Origin of the sequence: Nostoc favosum CHAB5714 (genome assembly GCF_020829495.1) — a bacterium.
Classification (GTDB): Bacteria; Cyanobacteriota; Cyanobacteriia; order Cyanobacteriales; family Nostocaceae; genus Nostoc; species Nostoc favosum.
In genome coordinates this window covers 26,916-44,006 of record NZ_JAIVFQ010000042.1, presented here as the reverse complement: position 1 = coordinate 44,006, position 17,091 = coordinate 26,916, and the positions used below count along the sequence as shown (strand labels likewise).

The window sequence follows — 17,091 nt, the reverse complement described above, 5'->3', positions numbered from 1 at the left end:
CGCTCAGTACAAGTTCGTAATGGGCAACTCTTAGAGACGCTAAACGCGAACGCCCCGCAACGCTTTCGTAAATTTTGTTTTGTAATGGGGATTTAACCCCAACACAAAACAAAATTTTTATTGAACCGGGGGACTTAAACCCACGGAACTAGTTAACTTAAAACTTGACCTATTTTTTTTAATATATTCAAAACTTTATATAATTCATTTTCGCGTCTATATAAAGTGAATCTATCAGATAAAGCATACATTGGGTTATCTTGTTTTATCAACTTCATAAATTGAAAATCTTCTCCATTCATTACTAAGGAATATGCAGGATTTTCAGGGTGAGGATTTGCCAGCATATAAGTCAGTGCTTGAGGAATCGCCTTTGCCAATGAAAAACTAGACCTCTTAGATTCAATTATTAGTAACCATAGCTGATTTTGAAGAACTAATACATCAATTTTGCCTTTGATAATTTCTTTAGTTTCTTCTGTATTTCCTTCATTATCAATGATAATTTTTTCACTAATTTCTACACTTTCTTCTGTAGCAATATAAAAAGGATGACGATAAAAACCAGCTAAATCTAGCAACGGAGATAATACTACCAATTTTACTGCTTCTTCTAAAAGAGGGGCATTTTCAAGCACATTGAGATAGTTATTTTTAACTCTGTCTAAGGATTGCTTTTCTAATTCGGAAATTTTAGGTATGTAGTCAAACCACTCTGTAAAAAATTGCTCATCTTCAGATTTATATAGAGCAAATTTTTCCTTTAAGTAGGCAAGAGTGACATTTTGGGCTTGGATGACTTGAATCATGTTTATTTCAAATTGCAAAATGCAAAAAGTCTAATTCCTTACTTCAATCATCGCGCTGGCAGTTTCTAGAGCAACTTCACCAGACTTTAAGATACCCTAATAGAGTCTATATGGGATTAAACTTTGAATCTACTTCCCAAACAAAGCCTGCTTCTGCTGGGCATAACTCCAATAATTCTTGTGGTGAGTAGATTTTATAATTTGAGTTGTAAACAATACAAGACCATTTTTTGGCAAACTTACATGCAAACTCTAGCGCTAGTTGCTCACTTCCTGAAGTTTTGCTGACATCAAGTAAAATGTGAGTCTGAGGTTTAGCTGTAAGCTTCTGGGTTATGAGTTCAATTTCATCATGATTAAAGTTTTTTAATTCAGTGTTATCTAAAACAATCCAAACATGAGTATTGTCTCTAGAAATACGTCCATCATAAACATTATCTGGATGTAGTAATATTCCAGAATATTGCAGAAAACTCAAAAATTCTCCTGGTTTAATCTCAGCACTAGAAATTAGAGAAATGGGTTCTGGCATCACTTATGCTCCTAGTATGGATAATAATTCTAATAATTCATCTTGACTGCAAACTACGTAACTGCCAGTAGCGATGATATCTTGAGCCGGAGTAAATTTATAATTGGGTGCATAGAGAATAACTGGCTTGTTCAAAGGATTCAAGTCAGAGTTTGATATCAACTTTTGAACTTGCTTCAACTTTCGAGCAGTTTGGGTTGTTACTTCGATGATAGCGTTACTAGTTTCCACATCGATTTCACCGACTTCGCCATTTAGACCCACTGTTTTATTAAAACTAACTAAATCAAAGCCTGCCTGGATGATAGCATTAGCGACTTTGCCTTCCAGAACTTTTTGAGGATTGACTGAGTTCAGTGCATCGGCGATCGCTTGCTCAAATAAGCTGCTCACATCCTGCTTTATTACTATAAATATGATTCACGTAGCATTGCTGTAACTATACCTGCATTCAGTCGCCTTATGTGGCTGCTAATTCCCGTAATTTAGTTAAAACTGCCAGAGCATGACCAAATAATTATTAATTCATAATTCATAATTCATAAATTTTAGAATGGGTACAAGCCCCCTAAACATTTAAAATTTAGCGGTCTACAATTAGCGGTGGGTTCAGAGCAAGCACTAATTGCAATTATGAATTAGTTTGACACCAATCAGCGTTACTGTGCCCCTACAAATGGTCTGTATTCCATGCAATTGAGAACCGCTATCAGCGATCGCTTTAACTTTAAGGCAAAATGTTGTAACTTTAAGCCAAAATGTTGTAACTTTAAGGCAAAATGTTGTAACCTTAAGCCAAAATGTTGTAACCTTAAGCCAAAATGTTGTAACCTTAAGCCAAAATGTTGTAACTTTAAGCCAAAATGTTGTAACTTTAAGCCAAAATGTTGTAACCTTAAGGCAAAATGTTGTAACCTTAATGACAAACTAATTCAGCCCATTACGAACTTGTACTCTTGGTAGCCGAAGTATTACGAATTGTCAAGGGAGCGACTTGACTGCTGAGGTCGTCGAGAGTAACTGAATTGCCATTTTGGTCAGGAGTGGAGAAATCTGGCGCTGGTTGTCCGACTTGGGGAATGTTGCTCATGATAGGGGTATGAGAGATTGGAATCGCTTTAGAATTGTACATATATTGAGCGATGCCTGCGGCAGGCTATGCCTACCCACCCATTTATATTTGCTTACAATGTCTAAAGATATGCAACGCGAATTTACCAACCGCGATGAGTTGGTAGCCTACCTGCGCGAACAATTCCCAGATGCGGCACAACGCGATGACCACATCAGTGAAACGGTGGGGGGACGCAAAGCGGCACAGAAAGCGCTGCAACAAATCGATGCAGTAAGCTACGCCCAAACACGTAATTTTTTCACAGGTGCGGTTACGCGACTTTCGCCTTACATCCGCTATGGCGTTTTGAGTTTGCGAGAAATTCGAGATTATGTCCTTGAACGGGTACAGCACCAAAATGATGCTACGAAACTAATTAACGAGTTAGGTTGGCGCGACTACTGGCAACGGTTATATGTCAAGTTAGGAGATGGAATCTGGAAAGACCAGGAAGAGTACAAAACTGGTTACACTGTGGCTGAATATGCACCCGAATTGCCGCAAGATATCAGACAAGGAACCACAGGTAGGGTTTGCATCGACAGTTTTAGCCGTGACTTGAAAGAAACTGGCTATCTACATAACCACGCCCGAATGTGGCTAGCGGCTTACATTGTCCATTGGCTGCGTATTCGTTGGCAAGCAGGAGCCAAATGGTTTCTTGAACACCTTTTAGATGGAGATCCTGCTAGTAATAATATGTCATGGCAGTGGGTTGCCAGCACCTTTAGTCAGAAACCGTATTTTTTCAATCGTGAGAACTTAGAACGCTATACCAAAGGCATTTATTGCCAAAAATGTCCCCTTTACGGTCATTGTGATTTTGAAGGCAGCTATGAAGAATTAGAACAGCGACTTTTTCCCAAGGGGGAATTTAGCAAACAAGCCAATAGCCAAAGTTGGCAGCGTGGAAAGAAAGGGAAGGGGAGCAGGGGAAGTAGGGGAGGACAAGGGGGACAAGGAAGAGAATAATAACTCTTGACTAATGACTAATGACTAATGACTAATAACTAATGACTAAACCAATTGTTTGGGTACATGGAGATTGCCTCAGTCCATACAACCCTGTACTACAAAAATACCCTGATGCCCCAGCTATCTGGGTTTGGGACGAGGCTTTGATAGAGGAATGGCAACTGAGTCTCAAACGCATCGCTTTTATCTACGAATGCTTGCTAGAGTTACCCGTTATTATCCGTCGTGGCGATGTGGCACAAGAAATTTTAGCTTTTGCTCAAGAACATGATGCAAATTTAGTTGTCACAGCTAAGAGTCCCAGTCCCCGATTTGATGATATCTGCAATCAAATGGAGGGTTCTATAGCAGTGGAAGTGCTAGAAGTAAAACCATTTTTTGACTATGATGGCTATATTGACCTGAAGCGGTTCTCGCGCTATTGGAAAGTGGCTCAAAATTATGTTTTTCGTTCAAATCTGTCCCTCTCCGACTCGGAAAAAGACGGTTTTGCGTAGTAAACCCAGGGAGAAGTTTTTTTATTAAACTAATTAGGCGGTTACTACATGAGCCGTCGAACTCACGTCTTTGGGCGTGGAGACGATACACGGTAAGGGCACAGCATTGCTCATAGGTGTCAACTTAACGTGAAACCCTTGTAAAGACGTGATATTGAGTTCACTCACTTACCCATCACTCGACGCGTCACCCCACCGCAGTTTTGTCTAAAGCCAAAACTTCCCCTCCCCGCTCTTCGGGAGGGGATTAAGGGGAGCCAGTGCGGTCTTGGGGTTCACCTGCGTGGAGCCGGATAGCGTGTGGGGTAAAATGACTGTGGAATGAAGCTCTCTGACTTAAGTTGACACCAATGAGCATTGCTGTGCCCCTACGATCACCTGTATTTGACGCAAGCGAGAACTGCTATAGGTTGATTCAAAATATGAAACGTTAAATTTTCTGACTACGTTCTCGTGCTAAATTACTAAAGCTTGGAGTTGGGAAACTCCGGTGAAATTCCGGGACTGTGCCGCAGCTGTGATGGGATCACCCAAGTCAGAATGCCAACTCTCAAGATGTCGTCAAGACACACTCACCGTCTACTCCCTGCGTTACACGGGGAAGGAGTTCCAAGTTTGCTTTCTAGATTTGCCGCTTGTCCTGGCTTGTTTTATGCGACACCCGCCGCCGATGGTATATTATCTCGCATTAGAATACCAGGTGGAATTATTAGTAGTCAGCAGTGCCGTGCGATCGCAGATATAGCAGAACAGCACGGTGGCGGCTATGTAGATGTGACTAATCGAGCTAACCTACAAGTCCGTGAAATCCGCACGGGGATAAATGCTGAGGTTCTGAAACACCTACAAGATATAGGACTGGGTTCTCGCAATCCTGTTGTAGACCACATCCGTAATGTTATGACCAGCCCAACTGCTGGTATTGATCCGCTAGAATTAATCGACACTCGCCCTTTTGCCCAAAGTTGGGATGATTATATTGCTGCACATCCGGCGCTTTCGGGACTGTCGGCAAAATTTAGCGTTTGCTTTGATGGTGGTGGGATAATTCGGGTGTGCGATCGCTTGAATGATATCCTATTTGCTGCTGTCTTATTTGACGGTAATGTTTATTTCCGCCTCTATCTCAGTGTCGGCGCAAAGGGTCAACCGCCCAGTGATATGGGAATTTTGTTACCACCAGAGAAATGTTTGCCCGTCTTGGCAGCTTTGACGGATGTCTATCTAGCTCATAGTAATACTACAGGTAAGCGTCGGGTACGGCTCTTAGAGTTATTAAATACTTTGGGTTGTGAAAATTATCTCCAGGAAGTTGAACAGCGTCTACCTTTCCCTCTTTTGTACAGTGACCTAACCCCCCAACCCCCTTCCCTATTAGGGAAGGGGGAGAAATTCTCCCCTCTCCTTGCAGGAGAGGGGTTGGGGGAGAGGTCAAATGCTAATTATCAGCATATTGGCATCCATCCCCAACGTCAGAAAGACTTATTTTATCTTGGTGTCGTGTTACCCCTTGGGCGATTGCAGAGTAGCCAGATGCGGGGTTTAGCAGATTTAGCAACAAAATACGGCAGTGGAACTCTTAGGCTAACTCCTTGGCAAAATCTGCTGTTAACTGATGTTCCTCAGCAATGGGTTGGCGATGTCCTGCGAGAAATTGCTTTCTTAGGATTAGATTCTTCAGCAACCAACATCAAGAGTGCATTAGTTGCCTGTTCTGGCAAAAAGGGTTGTGCCGCTTCTGCCACGGACACCAAAAATCATGCGTTGGCATTAGCAGAGTATCTGGAAACTCGCGTTACTCTGGATTGCCCTGTTAATATCCACTTTAGCGGCTGCGAAAAATCCTGTGCCCAGCATAGCAAGAGTGATATTACTCTGCTTGGTGTCAGCATTGAGGGTGACAACGGAACTGTGGAAGGCTATCACGTTTATGTTGGTGACAGCAAGGAGAAATTCGGACGTGAACTATATCAAAATGTAACTTTTGCCGAACTACCGGCATTAATAGAGCGGATGCTATATGTATATAAAATTCAACGCCTAAATTCTAATGAGTCCTTTGGGGAATTTGCTAATCGATATGCAATACACACAGGTAACGAAAAATTGAACCTTATTAGGCACAGAGAACACGGAGAAATAAGAGTTTGAAAGGTATTTTGCACAAATCCTGAATTTAATAAATACTTAGAAATCTGTTTCTCTTCCTCTGTGTTGCGCCAGTTGCTTCTCCCAAGGGGAGACGCTGCGCGAACAAGTCTCTTAACCGCAAGGGCGCACTGGCTTCTCTGCGCCTCTGCGGTTAATTAACAAATTCATCCAAAATCCAAAATCTAAAATCCCAAATCGAATGCCCGACTACATCCGAGATGCCAACGAAATTTACCGCAATTCTTTTGCAATCATCCGGTCAGAAGCAAACCTAGATGTGCTGCCACCAGATGTAGCAAAAGTTGCTGTGCGTCTCATTCATGCCTGTGGAATGACGGATATTGTCACTGACTTGGGATATTCACCAACCGCAGTACAATCTGCAAGGGCAGCACTAGCAGCAGGAGCGCCAATTCTATGCGATTGCCGGATGGTTGCTGATGGCGTTACCAGGCGGCGGTTGTCTGCAAATAATCAAGTTATTTGTACTCTCAATGAGCCGGAAGTGCCAGAAATTGCCCAGCGTCTAAATACTACAAGGTCGGCGGCAGCTTTAGAATTATGGCGATCGCACCTCGAAGGATCGGTGATTGCAATTGGCAATGCGCCCACAGCACTATTTAGGCTATTAGAAATGCTCGATGAAGGAGTGCCGAAACCTGCTATTATCTTAGGCTTTCCAGTGGGGTTTGTCGGTGCAGCCGAATCGAAAGCCGCATTGGCAGCAGACAGCAGAAATGTACCATTTTTAACCTTACATGGTCGGCGCGGTGGGAGTGCGATCGCAGCCGCAGCAGTTAACGCCCTGGCAACGGAGGAAGAATAATGATAAAAAACAAAGGTCGTCTTTATGGAATTGGTGTCGGCCCAGGCGATCCCGAACTATTGACTCTGAAAGCACTGCGGTTATTACGTGCTGCTCCCGTGGTAGCCTATCAATCAGCCACAGATAAAGAAAGTATTGCTAGAGCGATCGTGGCGCAGTATCTTCCTGGGAATCAAATCGAGGTGTTATTTCACCTCCCCCGCGCCTTGGAACCAGAAAAGGCAAAGTCTATTTATGACAAAGAAATTGAACCAATCGCCGACCATTTAGCAGCCGGTCGAGATGTCGTTGTGCTGTGTGAGGGCGATCCATTTTTCTATGGTTCATTCATGTACCTGTTCACGCGGTTATGTGACCAGTATGAAACAGAAGTTGTCCCCGGAGTTTCCTCGCTGATGGCTTGTCCGGTAGCCTTGGGTGTACCTTTCACCTACTACACCGATATCCTCACCGTCCTACCCGCGCCATTACCAGCAGAAGAACTGACTACACATCTGCTGATGACCGATGCAGCAGCAATTATGAAGTTAGGTCGTCACTTTACCAAAGTACGAGATATTCTGCATAAATTAGGGCTAGCATCACGGGCAAGATATATTGAACGGGCATCAACATCACAGCAACGCATCATACCCCTGGATGAAGTTGATCCAGCCGAAGTACCTTATTTCTCAATGATTGTGATTCCAACTAAGAATCGGCTATAAACCTTAAAATAATTCGTAATTTGTAATTCGTAAGTAGGCGAGAAGAAATCAAAGTAGGTTAAAGAAGTCGGAAGTCGGAAGTTGGAAGTTGGAAGTACAGTTTTGTAACAGTTACCTTAATCTTTAAGATTTTGCAAAGTGTAACAATTTTCGGAAATCATAGTAAGCTGTTACGCATAAAACTAGTACATTTACCTGATGACTGTTGACTGTTGACCGTTGACTGATGACCGATAACCGTCAACCGTCAACGATTATAAAGAATGTTTATATAATTTAGACGCATATCAGCTTATCAGTATATGATACTATCAAAATGGAACTTAACAGTAAACACCAAAAAACTCTTGATGCCCTTTTTCAAAACCCCATCAGATCAAATATTTTCTGGAGTGATATAGAGTCTTTATTAGTTGCTCTTGGTGCAGAGGTATCAGATGTTGAGGGTCAAGAGTCAGATTTGCTCTTAATGATATAAGAGCTACATTTCACAGACCACACCCTGAAAAAGAAACTGACAAAGGTGCTGTTAAGTCGATGCGGCGGTTCTTGACAGAAGCGGGGATTAAAGAAGCGGGGACTGAAAACGATGAAATATAAAGGATATGAAGCATCTGTAGAATTTGATGCTGAGGCAGAAATTTTTCACGGTGAAGTAATTAATATTCGGGACGTGATTACTTTTCAAGGTAGTAGCGTAGACGAACTAAAACAAGCTTTTTCTGATTCAGTGGATGATTATTTAGATTTTTGTAGAGAACGTGGAGAGGAGGCTGATAAGCCATTCTCAGGTAAATTCATGGTGAGAATTGACCCTGATTTACACAAAAAAATTGTATTTATTGCAAAGAAAGAGGGACAAAGCCTTAACTCCTTGGTCGAAAAAAGCTTGCGCCTGTACGCTAGTTAAGTTAGTTAGTTAACTAATAGCAATTACAGCACGAATACCAAAAAAACTCGGTCAAGCAATTATCATTATCAATAAATCTTCAAAAACAAGACAGTACTCTAATTACTGCTGGTGGACTTTTTTGGTCAGACACTTCGGGTCTTTTTAAGTACTAATACTATTCAATTAGACTTTACCATAAAGAAATACTTCAAAAAAAGTTGATGGCTTCTAATAGCACCTTCACTCCTGATACGATCGCTGCTGGCTTTCATGCCCTGTCTGACCCCCTACGGATTAAGGTATTAGAACTGCTGCGCTCTCAAGAACTATGCGTGTGTGACCTGTGCGACCACCTGGGAACCACTCAGTCTAAACTGTCTTTTCACCTCAAAACCCTGAAAGAAGCTGGCTTAGTTCGCGCTCGTCAAGAAGGGCGCTGGATTTACTACAGCCTCAATTTGCCGCAATTTGTTGCCCTAGAGCAGTATCTAGCAGAATTCCGCCGCTTTAGCCCAATATTGCCTATTCGTCCCCCCTGCGAGACTTAAAAATCCATCAATTTTTTTGTAATCTTTTGTTTACTTCTAGTTCTCTACGGATTGACAAATCAATTTTTTTTGAAATGATAGAGATATACTCTTGATATAACTCACAGGGGTGGGGTCAATGAAGACAGCACCAAAGGAATTGGCTCTTGCACTCGGAATGTTGGCTTTAACGACCAGTTGTACAGCAGCATCCAACACATCTACTCAAACTCAGCAGTCACCTGATGTAACTCAGGTAAGAGATTCTGTCCAGCCTGCAACAGCAACAATTAAAATTGATGGTTCCAGCACGGTCTATCCCATTACAGAGGCGATGCCTGCGGCGGGCTACGCCTACGCTAAAGACTATCAAGCTGACCTAAAGAATCGGGTGCAGGTTGCAGTTAACATTTCTGGTACTACTGGCGGATTTGAAAAATTCTGTGCCGGAGAAACGACCTTTGTTTATCTACGTTAATTTTCGAGATAACCAAAACAAAGGATTAGTAAACAAATTTGTCGAATTTTACATTGATAAAGCACCAACAATAGCAAATGCTGTGGGCTATATACCTTTACCAAATGAAAGCAAACACCTCAATTACGTTCACTTGTATCAAGGCAAAGTGGGAACAGTATTTGAAGGCAAAGCAGAGATAAACTTGACATTTCTTTTATTTTTAGGTTTATTCCAATGAGTCAGAATTCACAAGGTAGTACAGCCCGGATACAAGCAGGAAGCAATCTAAGTTTTTTTGAAAAATATCTCACCGTTTGGGTATTTTTGTGTATCTTTGTCGGAATTGCACTAGGTAGATTGTTTCCAGGGATAGCAGTAGCTCTTGATGCAATGAGTGTGTATCAAGTGTCTATTCCCATCGCAGTATGTTTGTTTTTCATGATGTATCCAATCATGGTGAAGATTGACTTCACACAAGCAGCAAATGCTATCCGCGCCCCAAAACCCGTTATTCTCACCTTGGTAGTGAACTGGTTGATTAAACCATTCACGATGGTAATATTTGCTCAATTTTTCTTAGGATGGTTATTTCGTCCTTTGATTACCGGAACTGAGATCATTGGCGGTAGCGAAGTAGCACTGGCAAATTCTTATATTGCTGGTACTATCTTACTAGGAATTGCTCCTTGTACAGCAATGGTATTGTTATGGGGATATCTTTCCTACGGCAACCAGGGACATACCTTAATAATGGTGGCAGTAAATTCTCTGGCGATGCTGTTCTTATACGCACCATTGGGTAGATGGTTATTAGCGGCGAATGATTTAACCGTGCCTTGGGAAACTATTGTTTTGTCAGTAGTCATTTATGTTGGGTTTCCCCTAGTGGCGGGAATGTACAGCCGTTACTGGATTTTTAAATACAAAGGTACAGAGTGGTTTGAAAGACGATTCTTAAAGTATCTGACTCCAGTTTCGATTACTGCTCTATTGCTAACTTTGGTACTGCTATTTGCATTCAAGGGCGAACTAATTGTTAAAAATCCCTTGCATATCTTGTTAATTGCCGTACCACTATTTATCCAAACTAATTTCATTTTCTTGATTAGTTATGTAGCAGCATTGAAGTTGAACTTATACTACGAAGATGCCGCACCCGCAGCATTAATTGGAGCAAGCAATCATTTTGAAGTTGCTATTGCCACTGCTGTGATGCTATTTGGCTTAAATTCAGGTGCAGCACTCGCTACAGTGGTAGGGGTTTTAATTGAAGTGCCAGTGATGTTGATGCTGGTTGAGTTTTGTAAGCGCACAGCAGCTTGGTTTCCACGGGAACCGGAAAAAGCAACATTGCAAGATCCGCGCTGTTTTGGTGTCTTAAAATGATCGCAATCTTTGACTCTAAAGATTGTGTAATCAAAGTAATAGCTGATCTTCATTGATAGAACTGCCTCTACTAATTAGCACAGTACGGCAAAAATGTAATTACGAATTACAAATTACGAATATTTCGTAACACCTGAATCTCGCAGCTTATAAATTTAACGACATTATTAGGGGAATCGAACTATGAAACGAGTGATGTTTGTTTGTAAAAAGAATTCTGCCCGTTCTCAAATGGCGGAAGGTTTTGCGAAAACTCTTGGTAAGGGAAAAATTGAAGTGATTAGCTCAGGCTTAGAAGCAAGTCAGGTCAGACCAGAAGCAATCGCAACCATGAAAGAAATTGGTATCGACATTACCAATCAACACTCCAAACCCCTCAGTGATTTCCAAGCGAAAGACTTTGATGTAGTGATTTCTTTGTGTGGCTGTGGCGTGAATTTGCCGCCAGAGTGGGTTGTGCGGGAAGTATTTGAAGACTGGCAATTAGATGATCCAGCAGAACAACCGGAAATTTTTCCTAGAGTCCGCGATGAGATTAAAGAACGGGTGACTCAATTGATTGAGTCTGTGAATAAAGAATTTACACCTGCTCGATAAAGATTGCAACGTCAAATTGTAGTACTGGAATTAAACTAAGGCTCGAACCAATGGAGCAAGAAACAATTCAACCAATTTCAGAGAACCTGTGGTGGGTGATTCCAGGGAAACTGGCAGGTGTTCGGAAGCCAATGGCAGAGGAGTTGACAGAGTTACGGGCTACTGGTATTGGTGCGATCGTCTCCGTTATGGATGACCCCTCTAACCTAGATTTGTATCAAAAAGCAAACATTCCTCATCTGTGGTTGCCAATCAAAGGTGGCACTGCACCCAGCCTAGAGCAGCTTCAGGAATTACAAAACTTCATTGACACTCAAAAAGGCATTGGCAAAGCTGTTGCAGTTCATTGCACCAGTGGGAGGCGAAGAACGGGAACGATACTGGCTTCTTACCTGATTTACACTGGCTTGTCTTTTAACGACGCAATACAGAAAATCCAACACGCAAATCCTGATGTCGAATTGCGAGAAGCCCAAAGCACCTTTTTGCGAAAGTTGGAGGAAAATAAGGGACTTCCAAATTAAAAAATATCCAAAAATCTCATACAACAATCCTCTCTCTTCTTCATCTCTCCGTGTCGCGCCAGTTGCTTCAAGTCGGGGAACCCGCCCAACGCACTGGCTTCTCTGCGCCTCTGTGGTTCGTTTTCTTGGATACTTTATTTCTTGGAAATCCGTAAGCAATTATCATGACGACATTTGAGCATCCTCCCAGAATTTTGTTTTTATATGGCTCCCTGCGTGAGCGTTCCTATAGCCGCCTCTTGGCAGAGGAAGCAGCACGCATCATTGAAGAATTTGGCGCAGAGGTAAAGTTTTTCGATCCCCGTGAACTACCAATTTATGGCAGCGTACCTGACAGCCACCCAAAGGTGCAGGAGTTGCGTCAATTAAGCCTGTGGTCAGAAGGGCAGGTTTGGTCTAGCCCAGAACTGCACGGTCAGATTTCTGGCACTATGAAAAACCAAATTGACTGGATTCCGCTCAGTATTGGAGCCGTTCGCCCGACTCAAGGGAGAACTTTGGCTGTGATGCAAGTGAGTGGTGGATCTCAGTCTTTTAATGCCGTCAACACATTAAGAATTCTTGGGCGCTGGATGCGGATGTTCACTATCCCGAATCAATCTTCAGTGGCTAAAGCATACGAGGAGTTTAAGGAAGACGGGAATATGAAGGATTCGCCCTACCGCGATCGCGTTGTCGATGTCATGGAAGAACTTTACAAATTTACTTTGCTATTGCGTGACAAAGTTGATTATCTCACAGACCGCTACAGTGAACGCAAGGAAAAAGCTGCTAAAGAGACAATCAAGATAGCTTCTCAAGCTCTTGAACTTAACTCTAATATAGTTCCCCAAAATACTGGCTCCCCTTAACAGCGTTTCCTAATCGGATGAGGTATACATCATATTCCCCTCCTCGCTTGCGGGGAGGGGAGACAAAGCGTAGCTTTGGCGGGGTGGGGTTCTTCGGGTTTAATAAGCAATCAAGTAGACATGATATAAGAGGTTGTTTGAAAAGCTATATTTGTTACCAAAAGTATCTAATACCCCCCCAACCCCCCCTTAGAAAGGGGGGGCAAATAGCCTCTTCAAGCCCCCCAATACATCGGGGGGTTGGGGGGGGTAATGTCACAAGTTGATGTGCTATACGAAACTTTTTAAACATCCTCTAAAACCTTGTTTCTCCGTGCTTGTTTCCAAACAAGGATTTTTTAGCTTTGCTGATAAATCGAGACTTTGAAAAAGATTCAAAGTCAGCATCTTATTTTTCTATCTTCAGAGACTTAATAATTCAAAACATTTTTAGACGGAGATTTTAACTCTCATTAGAGAATATTTACAGTAATTTTCAGGTAAATAGACCACGCGGTAGGGGTTTAGCAATGCGCTTTACCCCTACGATAGATGTGGTTTAAATATATGAAAACTGCTGTAAAACCTTGTTTCTCCGTGCTTGTTTCCAAACAAGGATTTTTTAACTTTGCTGAGCAAGCGACGCTTTGAAAAAGATTTAAAGTCAGCATGTTATTTTTCTCTATTCAGAGATATAAAAAAGAGCCATTTGCATAAGCCCAATTTGTCCGGTCAATTACTATATAAATTATTTTTCCAGATATAAAAGTAAATGGTTTGATGATATTTTTCTAAAAAAAAATGGTATTATCTGGCATAGCGTACTACAACGCTAAAGGACTTCCAAATAAAAAATACTCAACTACTTGTGCGGGCTAATTTTTCACGTCATCTGGAAAATCCCACGAAAAACCTAACCCCCTAACCCCCTTCCCGACGCGGGAAGGGGGAAAATTCAAAGTCTCTCTCCTTTTAGGAGAGAGATTTAGAGAGAGGTTTTCCAGATACCGTGAAAAGTCAGTTTGTGGCGTGGGCTTCTCTCTCGCCAGCTTTTTGCTGTGTGCAAAATGCCCACCCCATAAGATTGGATAATTTATTTTTTGCAAATCCTTAATTACATCTTAACTGAAGATAAATTCACACCAAACGTTTAATCAGGAGAGAAAGTTTTATGGCTAATACCGTATTATTTCAAGGTAACAGGTACATTGGGGATACTACTGGTCTTGCCGAATTCTTTGGGGCGCAAACGTCCACCAATTTTGAAATACTCTATAGTAGTGGCGTTCTCGAAACTAGTTATGTAGGTGTCAATTTCACCTATGCTTCAAGCGGATTCTTTAATTCTGGAACCATCACTTCGCTATTTGTCTTCGGAACTAACGGCCAAATCATCAGCCAGGACACAAATCTGAATATTGACGTTGCCACAAGAAATAGCCTTTTATCTATCGGCACGTCATCATACGAGTATGGTCAATATTTTTATCGAGGTAATGACAGTTTCCTCGGATCTGCGGAGGATGATAGCTTTGACGGCTCCAACGGTAACGACACCATCAATGGTGGGGCGGGTATTGATGTCATAAGCTTCCAAAAATTTAGTGAGGGAGTAATTGTTAATCTCTCAACAGGGCTGGCAATTACTTCTTTTGGCACATCGGTTATTTCCAACGTCGAAGATATCGAGGGGTCAGCATTCAGCGATATACTGACTGGGAACTCTGGAAATAACCAGATTCAAGGGTTTGGCGGCGCTGATAGGATTAATGGCGGTGCAGGATTTGATACTGCTGTCTATTTCGACGCTAGCTCAGGAGTCGGTGTTGATTTGTCCGCCGGAGTTGTTATTGGTGGTAGCGGTGATGATACCTTAGTTTCCATTGAGCGGGTGTTGGGATCTCGTTTTAGTGACCTGCTGATTGGTTCTAATGCCAATGAATCTTTCTTAGGGGGATTTGGTGACGATACTATCGATGGTGGGGGTGGCATTGATACCGTTGAGTACGGTTTTGTCGGTTCCGGGGTTACCGTAAGTCTTGCTGCTGGATTCGCTATTGGTGGTGCAGGAACCGATTTTATTTCCAACGTTGAAAACGTAAAAGGCTCGATTTTCAATGACTTCCTCTTCGGTAACTCTGGAGCCAATGTTCTTAATGGCGACAATGGAGATGATATTTTGAGTGGTGATCTTGGTGCTGATACTCTAACTGGCGGCCAAGGCGCAGATATATTCTCCTTCGAGTTTGGACAATCATTAGTATCAGGAACCGATCGCATTACTGACTTCACCATTGGCACAGATGCAATTGGTTTACTGACTTCAGACCCACTAACCGTGACTACACCTAGCAGTTTTACCCGTGCCGCCGATAAGACTGCCACCACTTTAGTAAATTTAGCCAATCAGGTATTTACCGATGCTAATGGAGCCGTAGCCGGAAATCAAGCTTTAGGGGTGAATGGTGCAGCCCTAGTCAGAGTCACAAGTGGAGCGATCGCCGGAACTTATCTAGCGATCAATAATAGCACTGCTGGTTTTCAGTCGAATAGTGATTTGTTAGTCAATTTAACAGGATTAACAGGTACTTTACCGGCGTTAGGAAATATTGCAGTGAGCAGTTTCTTTGTTTAGTTAGCAGCATTCGTGATAGGTTAAGACAAAATCATTTTTGTCAATTAATAGTCATGCTGAAAATGTGCTGAAGTAGCGAGTATTTGATGTGATGCTTCGGCATCGCTAGCCCGATCTTCAGCATTTTAAGTACTATTACTTATTGACAAAAGCTATATAACCTTAACCTCTCACCAATGGCCGGAACCCCACCCCGCCAAAGCTGCGCTTTTGCCCCCCTCCCCGCTTGCGGGGAGGGGTTGGGGGTGGGGTTCTTATATAGCTGTAAGTTGTACTATGAATGGTTTATAGAAAATACCATGATTTTCAAACTAACCTGGCCGGAACCCCACCCCGCCAAAGCTGCGCTTTTGCCCCCCTCCCCGCAAGCGGGGAGGGGTTGGGGGTGGGGTTCTTATATAGCTGTAAGTTGTACTATGAATGGTTTATAGAAAATACCATGATTTTCAAACTAACCTGCCGAATGTAGGTTAATATCAGGCTTGATTAGCGAAAATCCCAAATAGAATAACCTCCTGGCAGATTTAACCAGGAGAGTTCAAAAAAATTGATTCATCTTTACAAGCGTTGTAGCAGGCTCAAACCGTGGGTATCAGTACCACAAGTATTGAAAAGAAAGTATTCATCAGCCAACTTTTGTACTTGTTCTGATTCCAATACGCTGGGTTTCCAGGGGTTAGGGTTATTGTAGGCGTAGAAAGTTTCCACGCCATCAATGCCCTTTTCGGACGCAGCCGGAATTAAGTCAAAAAGCGATCGCTTGTAACGAGCCGGATGAGCCAGAACTGCCAATCCCCCAGCTTCATGAATAGCAGCAATCACGTTACTTGCCTGATATTCTTGACCTGTAGTCGGCCTTCTTTGGAGATAAGGCTTGATACTAGGGTGTTCTGGTGTAAAAGCGTAAGCCAAAATGTGAACTTCTATATCCAAAAGGTTGGCATTAATTTCCACACCACTCCACAGGTAAGGAGTGCTTGCGCCAGGATTATTCCACTTCCAGTCTTCTAACCAAGCAAGTGATGCTTGATAGCCGATAATACCATGATGATCGGTGATGGCTAACCCTTTTAGTCCAATAGCGATCGCCTGTTCCATCAATGCACTCGGCTGCAACCTACCATCCGAGTAGACAGTGTGCATGTGAAAGTTGAATAACCTTGGACAACTTTGTGCATCAATGTTTTGGAATACTTGCTTCAAAAGTTCTGTGGAAGCAGTAGTTCGGGCCAAATTTACAACCATAACCCCCTCTGAACAAAAATATATCTTTTTAACACACTAAAACGGTACATCTACAGATGAGAAAGACCCAACAATAAGAATTAGTGTCGGTTGCTACTTTCTCAGCTTTCTCAGCAAATTTTTCAATATGTTAAGACTACGTTAGCAAATCTTAACCTCAGTAGTCATGGGTGTTTTGGACTACTTGAAAATTAAGTAGTAATAAATATTGCATCCATAATTTCATCAATAGGCTTATCGGATCTCTGGGAAATGACTGAGATAGTAAAGGCTTATTAGAGATAATTGCTCTACTAAGCCTGAAAAGCAACTCTACTTTAGGTGTAAAAATCGTCATTAATCTCAGTAATTATCGCTTTGAACTAACTAGTAAAGACTTCAGCG

General features: G+C 42.2%; 21 protein-coding genes, 1 pseudogene and 1 riboswitch. Of the genes and pseudogenes, 17 read left to right on the top strand and 5 right to left on the bottom strand.

Features of this window, described 5'->3' with window-relative positions; genetic code table 11:
* Positions 1-152: 152 nt before the first annotated feature.
* The 3 genes from LC586_RS23325 to LC586_RS23315 all read right to left on the bottom strand — a co-directional run bounded on the left by LC586_RS23325 (position 153) and on the right by LC586_RS23315 (position 1,734).
* Positions 153-809, bottom strand: a complete 657-nt coding sequence (locus tag LC586_RS23325) for a type I restriction endonuclease (protein WP_229487038.1) — start codon at positions 807-809, stop codon at positions 153-155.
* Between the two features lie 106 nt (positions 810-915).
* Complete coding sequence (locus tag LC586_RS23320; protein WP_229487037.1) at positions 916-1,341, bottom strand: hypothetical protein; 426 nt, start codon at positions 1,339-1,341, stop codon at positions 916-918.
* Positions 1,342-1,344: 3 nt separating this feature from the next.
* Positions 1,345-1,734, bottom strand: coding sequence for a hypothetical protein (locus tag LC586_RS23315; RefSeq protein ID WP_229487036.1), 390 nt, complete (start codon positions 1,732-1,734; stop codon positions 1,345-1,347).
* Between the two features lie 322 nt (positions 1,735-2,056).
* Between LC586_RS23315 and LC586_RS41950 the strand changes: the two genes are divergently transcribed.
* The gene (locus LC586_RS41950; protein ID WP_369010539.1) at positions 2,057-2,272 is read left to right on the top strand and encodes a hypothetical protein; all 216 of its coding nucleotides are present in this window, start codon (positions 2,057-2,059) and stop codon (positions 2,270-2,272) included.
* Positions 2,273-2,335: 63 nt separating this feature from the next.
* Here the strand turns inward: LC586_RS41950 and LC586_RS23305 are convergent.
* A pseudogene (locus tag LC586_RS23305) lies at positions 2,336-2,431 on the bottom strand (peroxiredoxin); the annotation flags it as partial.
* A 99-nt stretch (positions 2,432-2,530) separates the two neighbouring features.
* On the opposite strand from LC586_RS23305, the gene LC586_RS23300 reads away from it, so the two are divergent.
* From LC586_RS23300 to LC586_RS23235, 16 genes are all read left to right on the top strand, one after another.
* The gene (locus tag LC586_RS23300) at positions 2,531-3,427 is read left to right on the top strand and encodes an FAD-binding domain-containing protein (protein WP_229487034.1); all 897 of its coding nucleotides are present in this window, start codon (positions 2,531-2,533) and stop codon (positions 3,425-3,427) included.
* A 41-nt stretch (positions 3,428-3,468) separates the two neighbouring features.
* Entirely contained in the window at positions 3,469-3,927 is a 459-nt protein-coding gene (locus tag LC586_RS23295) for a universal stress protein (RefSeq protein ID WP_229487033.1), read from the top strand.
* Positions 3,928-4,388: 461 nt separating this feature from the next.
* A riboswitch (adenosylcobalamin-variant (AdoCbl-variant) riboswitch) is annotated at positions 4,389-4,481 on the top strand.
* Between the two features lies 1 nt (position 4,482).
* Positions 4,483-6,078: a precorrin-3B synthase gene (cobG, locus tag LC586_RS23290; RefSeq protein WP_438822927.1), complete on the top strand. Its 1,596-nt coding sequence runs from the start codon at positions 4,483-4,485 to the stop codon at positions 6,076-6,078.
* Positions 6,079-6,277: 199 nt separating this feature from the next.
* A complete protein-coding gene (locus tag LC586_RS23285; RefSeq protein ID WP_229487031.1) occupies positions 6,278-6,904 on the top strand; it encodes a precorrin-8X methylmutase in 627 nt (208 codons plus the stop codon).
* A gap of 2 nt (positions 6,905-6,906) precedes the next feature.
* Positions 6,907-7,611, top strand: a complete 705-nt coding sequence (locus LC586_RS23280) for a precorrin-2 C(20)-methyltransferase (RefSeq protein ID WP_229487052.1) — start codon at positions 6,907-6,909, stop codon at positions 7,609-7,611.
* A 316-nt stretch (positions 7,612-7,927) separates the two neighbouring features.
* Positions 7,928-8,089 carry a hypothetical protein gene (locus LC586_RS41200; protein WP_306423283.1) on the top strand — a complete coding sequence of 54 codons (162 nt, stop codon included), beginning with the start codon at positions 7,928-7,930 and terminating at the stop codon, positions 8,087-8,089.
* Complete coding sequence (locus tag LC586_RS41195; protein WP_308189086.1) at positions 8,086-8,211, top strand: type II toxin-antitoxin system HicA family toxin; 126 nt, start codon at positions 8,086-8,088, stop codon at positions 8,209-8,211. Before LC586_RS41200 ends, LC586_RS41195 begins: the two co-directional genes overlap by 4 nt.
* On the top strand, positions 8,201-8,521 hold the full coding sequence (locus LC586_RS23270; RefSeq protein WP_229487030.1) for a type II toxin-antitoxin system HicB family antitoxin: 321 nt from the start codon (positions 8,201-8,203) through the stop codon (positions 8,519-8,521). Before LC586_RS41195 ends, LC586_RS23270 begins: the two co-directional genes overlap by 11 nt.
* 203 nt (positions 8,522-8,724) lie before the next feature.
* Positions 8,725-9,051: an ArsR/SmtB family transcription factor gene (locus LC586_RS23265; protein ID WP_229487029.1), complete on the top strand. Its 327-nt coding sequence runs from the start codon at positions 8,725-8,727 to the stop codon at positions 9,049-9,051.
* 118 nt (positions 9,052-9,169) lie between these two features.
* Positions 9,170-9,508 (top strand): hypothetical protein, encoded by a 339-nt coding sequence (locus LC586_RS42740; protein ID WP_438822926.1) that lies wholly within the window; start codon positions 9,170-9,172, stop codon positions 9,506-9,508.
* The gene (locus LC586_RS42735; protein ID WP_438822925.1) at positions 9,492-9,728 is read left to right on the top strand and encodes a hypothetical protein; all 237 of its coding nucleotides are present in this window, start codon (positions 9,492-9,494) and stop codon (positions 9,726-9,728) included. Before LC586_RS42740 ends, LC586_RS42735 begins: the two co-directional genes overlap by 17 nt.
* The gene (gene arsB, locus LC586_RS23255; protein ID WP_229487028.1) at positions 9,725-10,876 is read left to right on the top strand and encodes an ACR3 family arsenite efflux transporter; all 1,152 of its coding nucleotides are present in this window, start codon (positions 9,725-9,727) and stop codon (positions 10,874-10,876) included. The genes LC586_RS42735 and arsB overlap by 4 nt, the downstream gene beginning before the upstream one ends.
* A 183-nt stretch (positions 10,877-11,059) precedes the next feature.
* Positions 11,060-11,473, top strand: a complete 414-nt coding sequence (gene arsC / locus LC586_RS23250) for an arsenate reductase, glutathione/glutaredoxin type (RefSeq protein ID WP_229487027.1) — start codon at positions 11,060-11,062, stop codon at positions 11,471-11,473.
* A gap of 50 nt (positions 11,474-11,523) precedes the next feature.
* A complete protein-coding gene (locus tag LC586_RS23245) occupies positions 11,524-11,997 on the top strand; it encodes a phosphatase domain-containing putative toxin (RefSeq protein WP_229487026.1) in 474 nt (157 codons plus the stop codon).
* Between the two features lie 164 nt (positions 11,998-12,161).
* A complete protein-coding gene (gene arsH / locus LC586_RS23240; protein WP_229487025.1) occupies positions 12,162-12,848 on the top strand; it encodes an arsenical resistance protein ArsH in 687 nt (228 codons plus the stop codon).
* 1,150 nt (positions 12,849-13,998) lie between these two features.
* A complete protein-coding gene (locus LC586_RS23235) occupies positions 13,999-15,462 on the top strand; it encodes a calcium-binding protein (RefSeq protein ID WP_229487024.1) in 1,464 nt (487 codons plus the stop codon).
* Between the two features lie 558 nt (positions 15,463-16,020).
* On the opposite strand, the gene LC586_RS23230 is transcribed toward LC586_RS23235, so the two are convergent.
* Complete coding sequence (locus LC586_RS23230) at positions 16,021-16,707, bottom strand: PHP domain-containing protein (RefSeq protein ID WP_229487023.1); 687 nt, start codon at positions 16,705-16,707, stop codon at positions 16,021-16,023.
* Positions 16,708-17,091: the final 384 nt, after the last annotated feature.

What these genes read in the sequence shown, in the direction of transcription:
- LC586_RS23325 (WP_229487038.1), bottom strand. Translation starts at nt 809, where the DNA reads ATGATTCAAGTCATCCAAGCCCAAAATGTCACTCTTGCCTACTTAAAG.
- LC586_RS23320 (WP_229487037.1), bottom strand. Translation starts at nt 1,341, where the DNA reads ATGCCAGAACCCATTTCTCTAATTTCTAGTGCTGAGATTAAACCAGGA.
- LC586_RS23300 (WP_229487034.1), top strand. Translation starts at nt 2,531, where the DNA reads ATGTCTAAAGATATGCAACGCGAATTTACCAACCGCGATGAGTTGGTA.
- LC586_RS23295 (WP_229487033.1), top strand. Translation starts at nt 3,469, where the DNA reads ATGACTAAACCAATTGTTTGGGTACATGGAGATTGCCTCAGTCCATAC.
- cobG (WP_438822927.1), top strand. Translation starts at nt 4,483, where the DNA reads ATGTCGTCAAGACACACTCACCGTCTACTCCCTGCGTTACACGGGGAA.
- LC586_RS23285 (WP_229487031.1), top strand. Translation starts at nt 6,278, where the DNA reads ATGCCCGACTACATCCGAGATGCCAACGAAATTTACCGCAATTCTTTT.
- LC586_RS41200 (WP_306423283.1), top strand. Translation starts at nt 7,928, where the DNA reads ATGGAACTTAACAGTAAACACCAAAAAACTCTTGATGCCCTTTTTCAA.
- LC586_RS23270 (WP_229487030.1), top strand. Translation starts at nt 8,201, where the DNA reads ATGAAATATAAAGGATATGAAGCATCTGTAGAATTTGATGCTGAGGCA.
- LC586_RS23265 (WP_229487029.1), top strand. Translation starts at nt 8,725, where the DNA reads ATGGCTTCTAATAGCACCTTCACTCCTGATACGATCGCTGCTGGCTTT.
- LC586_RS42740 (WP_438822926.1), top strand. Translation starts at nt 9,170, where the DNA reads ATGAAGACAGCACCAAAGGAATTGGCTCTTGCACTCGGAATGTTGGCT.
- arsB (WP_229487028.1), top strand. Translation starts at nt 9,725, where the DNA reads ATGAGTCAGAATTCACAAGGTAGTACAGCCCGGATACAAGCAGGAAGC.
- arsC (WP_229487027.1), top strand. Translation starts at nt 11,060, where the DNA reads ATGAAACGAGTGATGTTTGTTTGTAAAAAGAATTCTGCCCGTTCTCAA.
- LC586_RS23245 (WP_229487026.1), top strand. Translation starts at nt 11,524, where the DNA reads ATGGAGCAAGAAACAATTCAACCAATTTCAGAGAACCTGTGGTGGGTG.
- arsH (WP_229487025.1), top strand. Translation starts at nt 12,162, where the DNA reads ATGACGACATTTGAGCATCCTCCCAGAATTTTGTTTTTATATGGCTCC.
- LC586_RS23235 (WP_229487024.1), top strand. Translation starts at nt 13,999, where the DNA reads ATGGCTAATACCGTATTATTTCAAGGTAACAGGTACATTGGGGATACT.
- LC586_RS23230 (WP_229487023.1), bottom strand. Translation starts at nt 16,707, where the DNA reads ATGGTTGTAAATTTGGCCCGAACTACTGCTTCCACAGAACTTTTGAAG.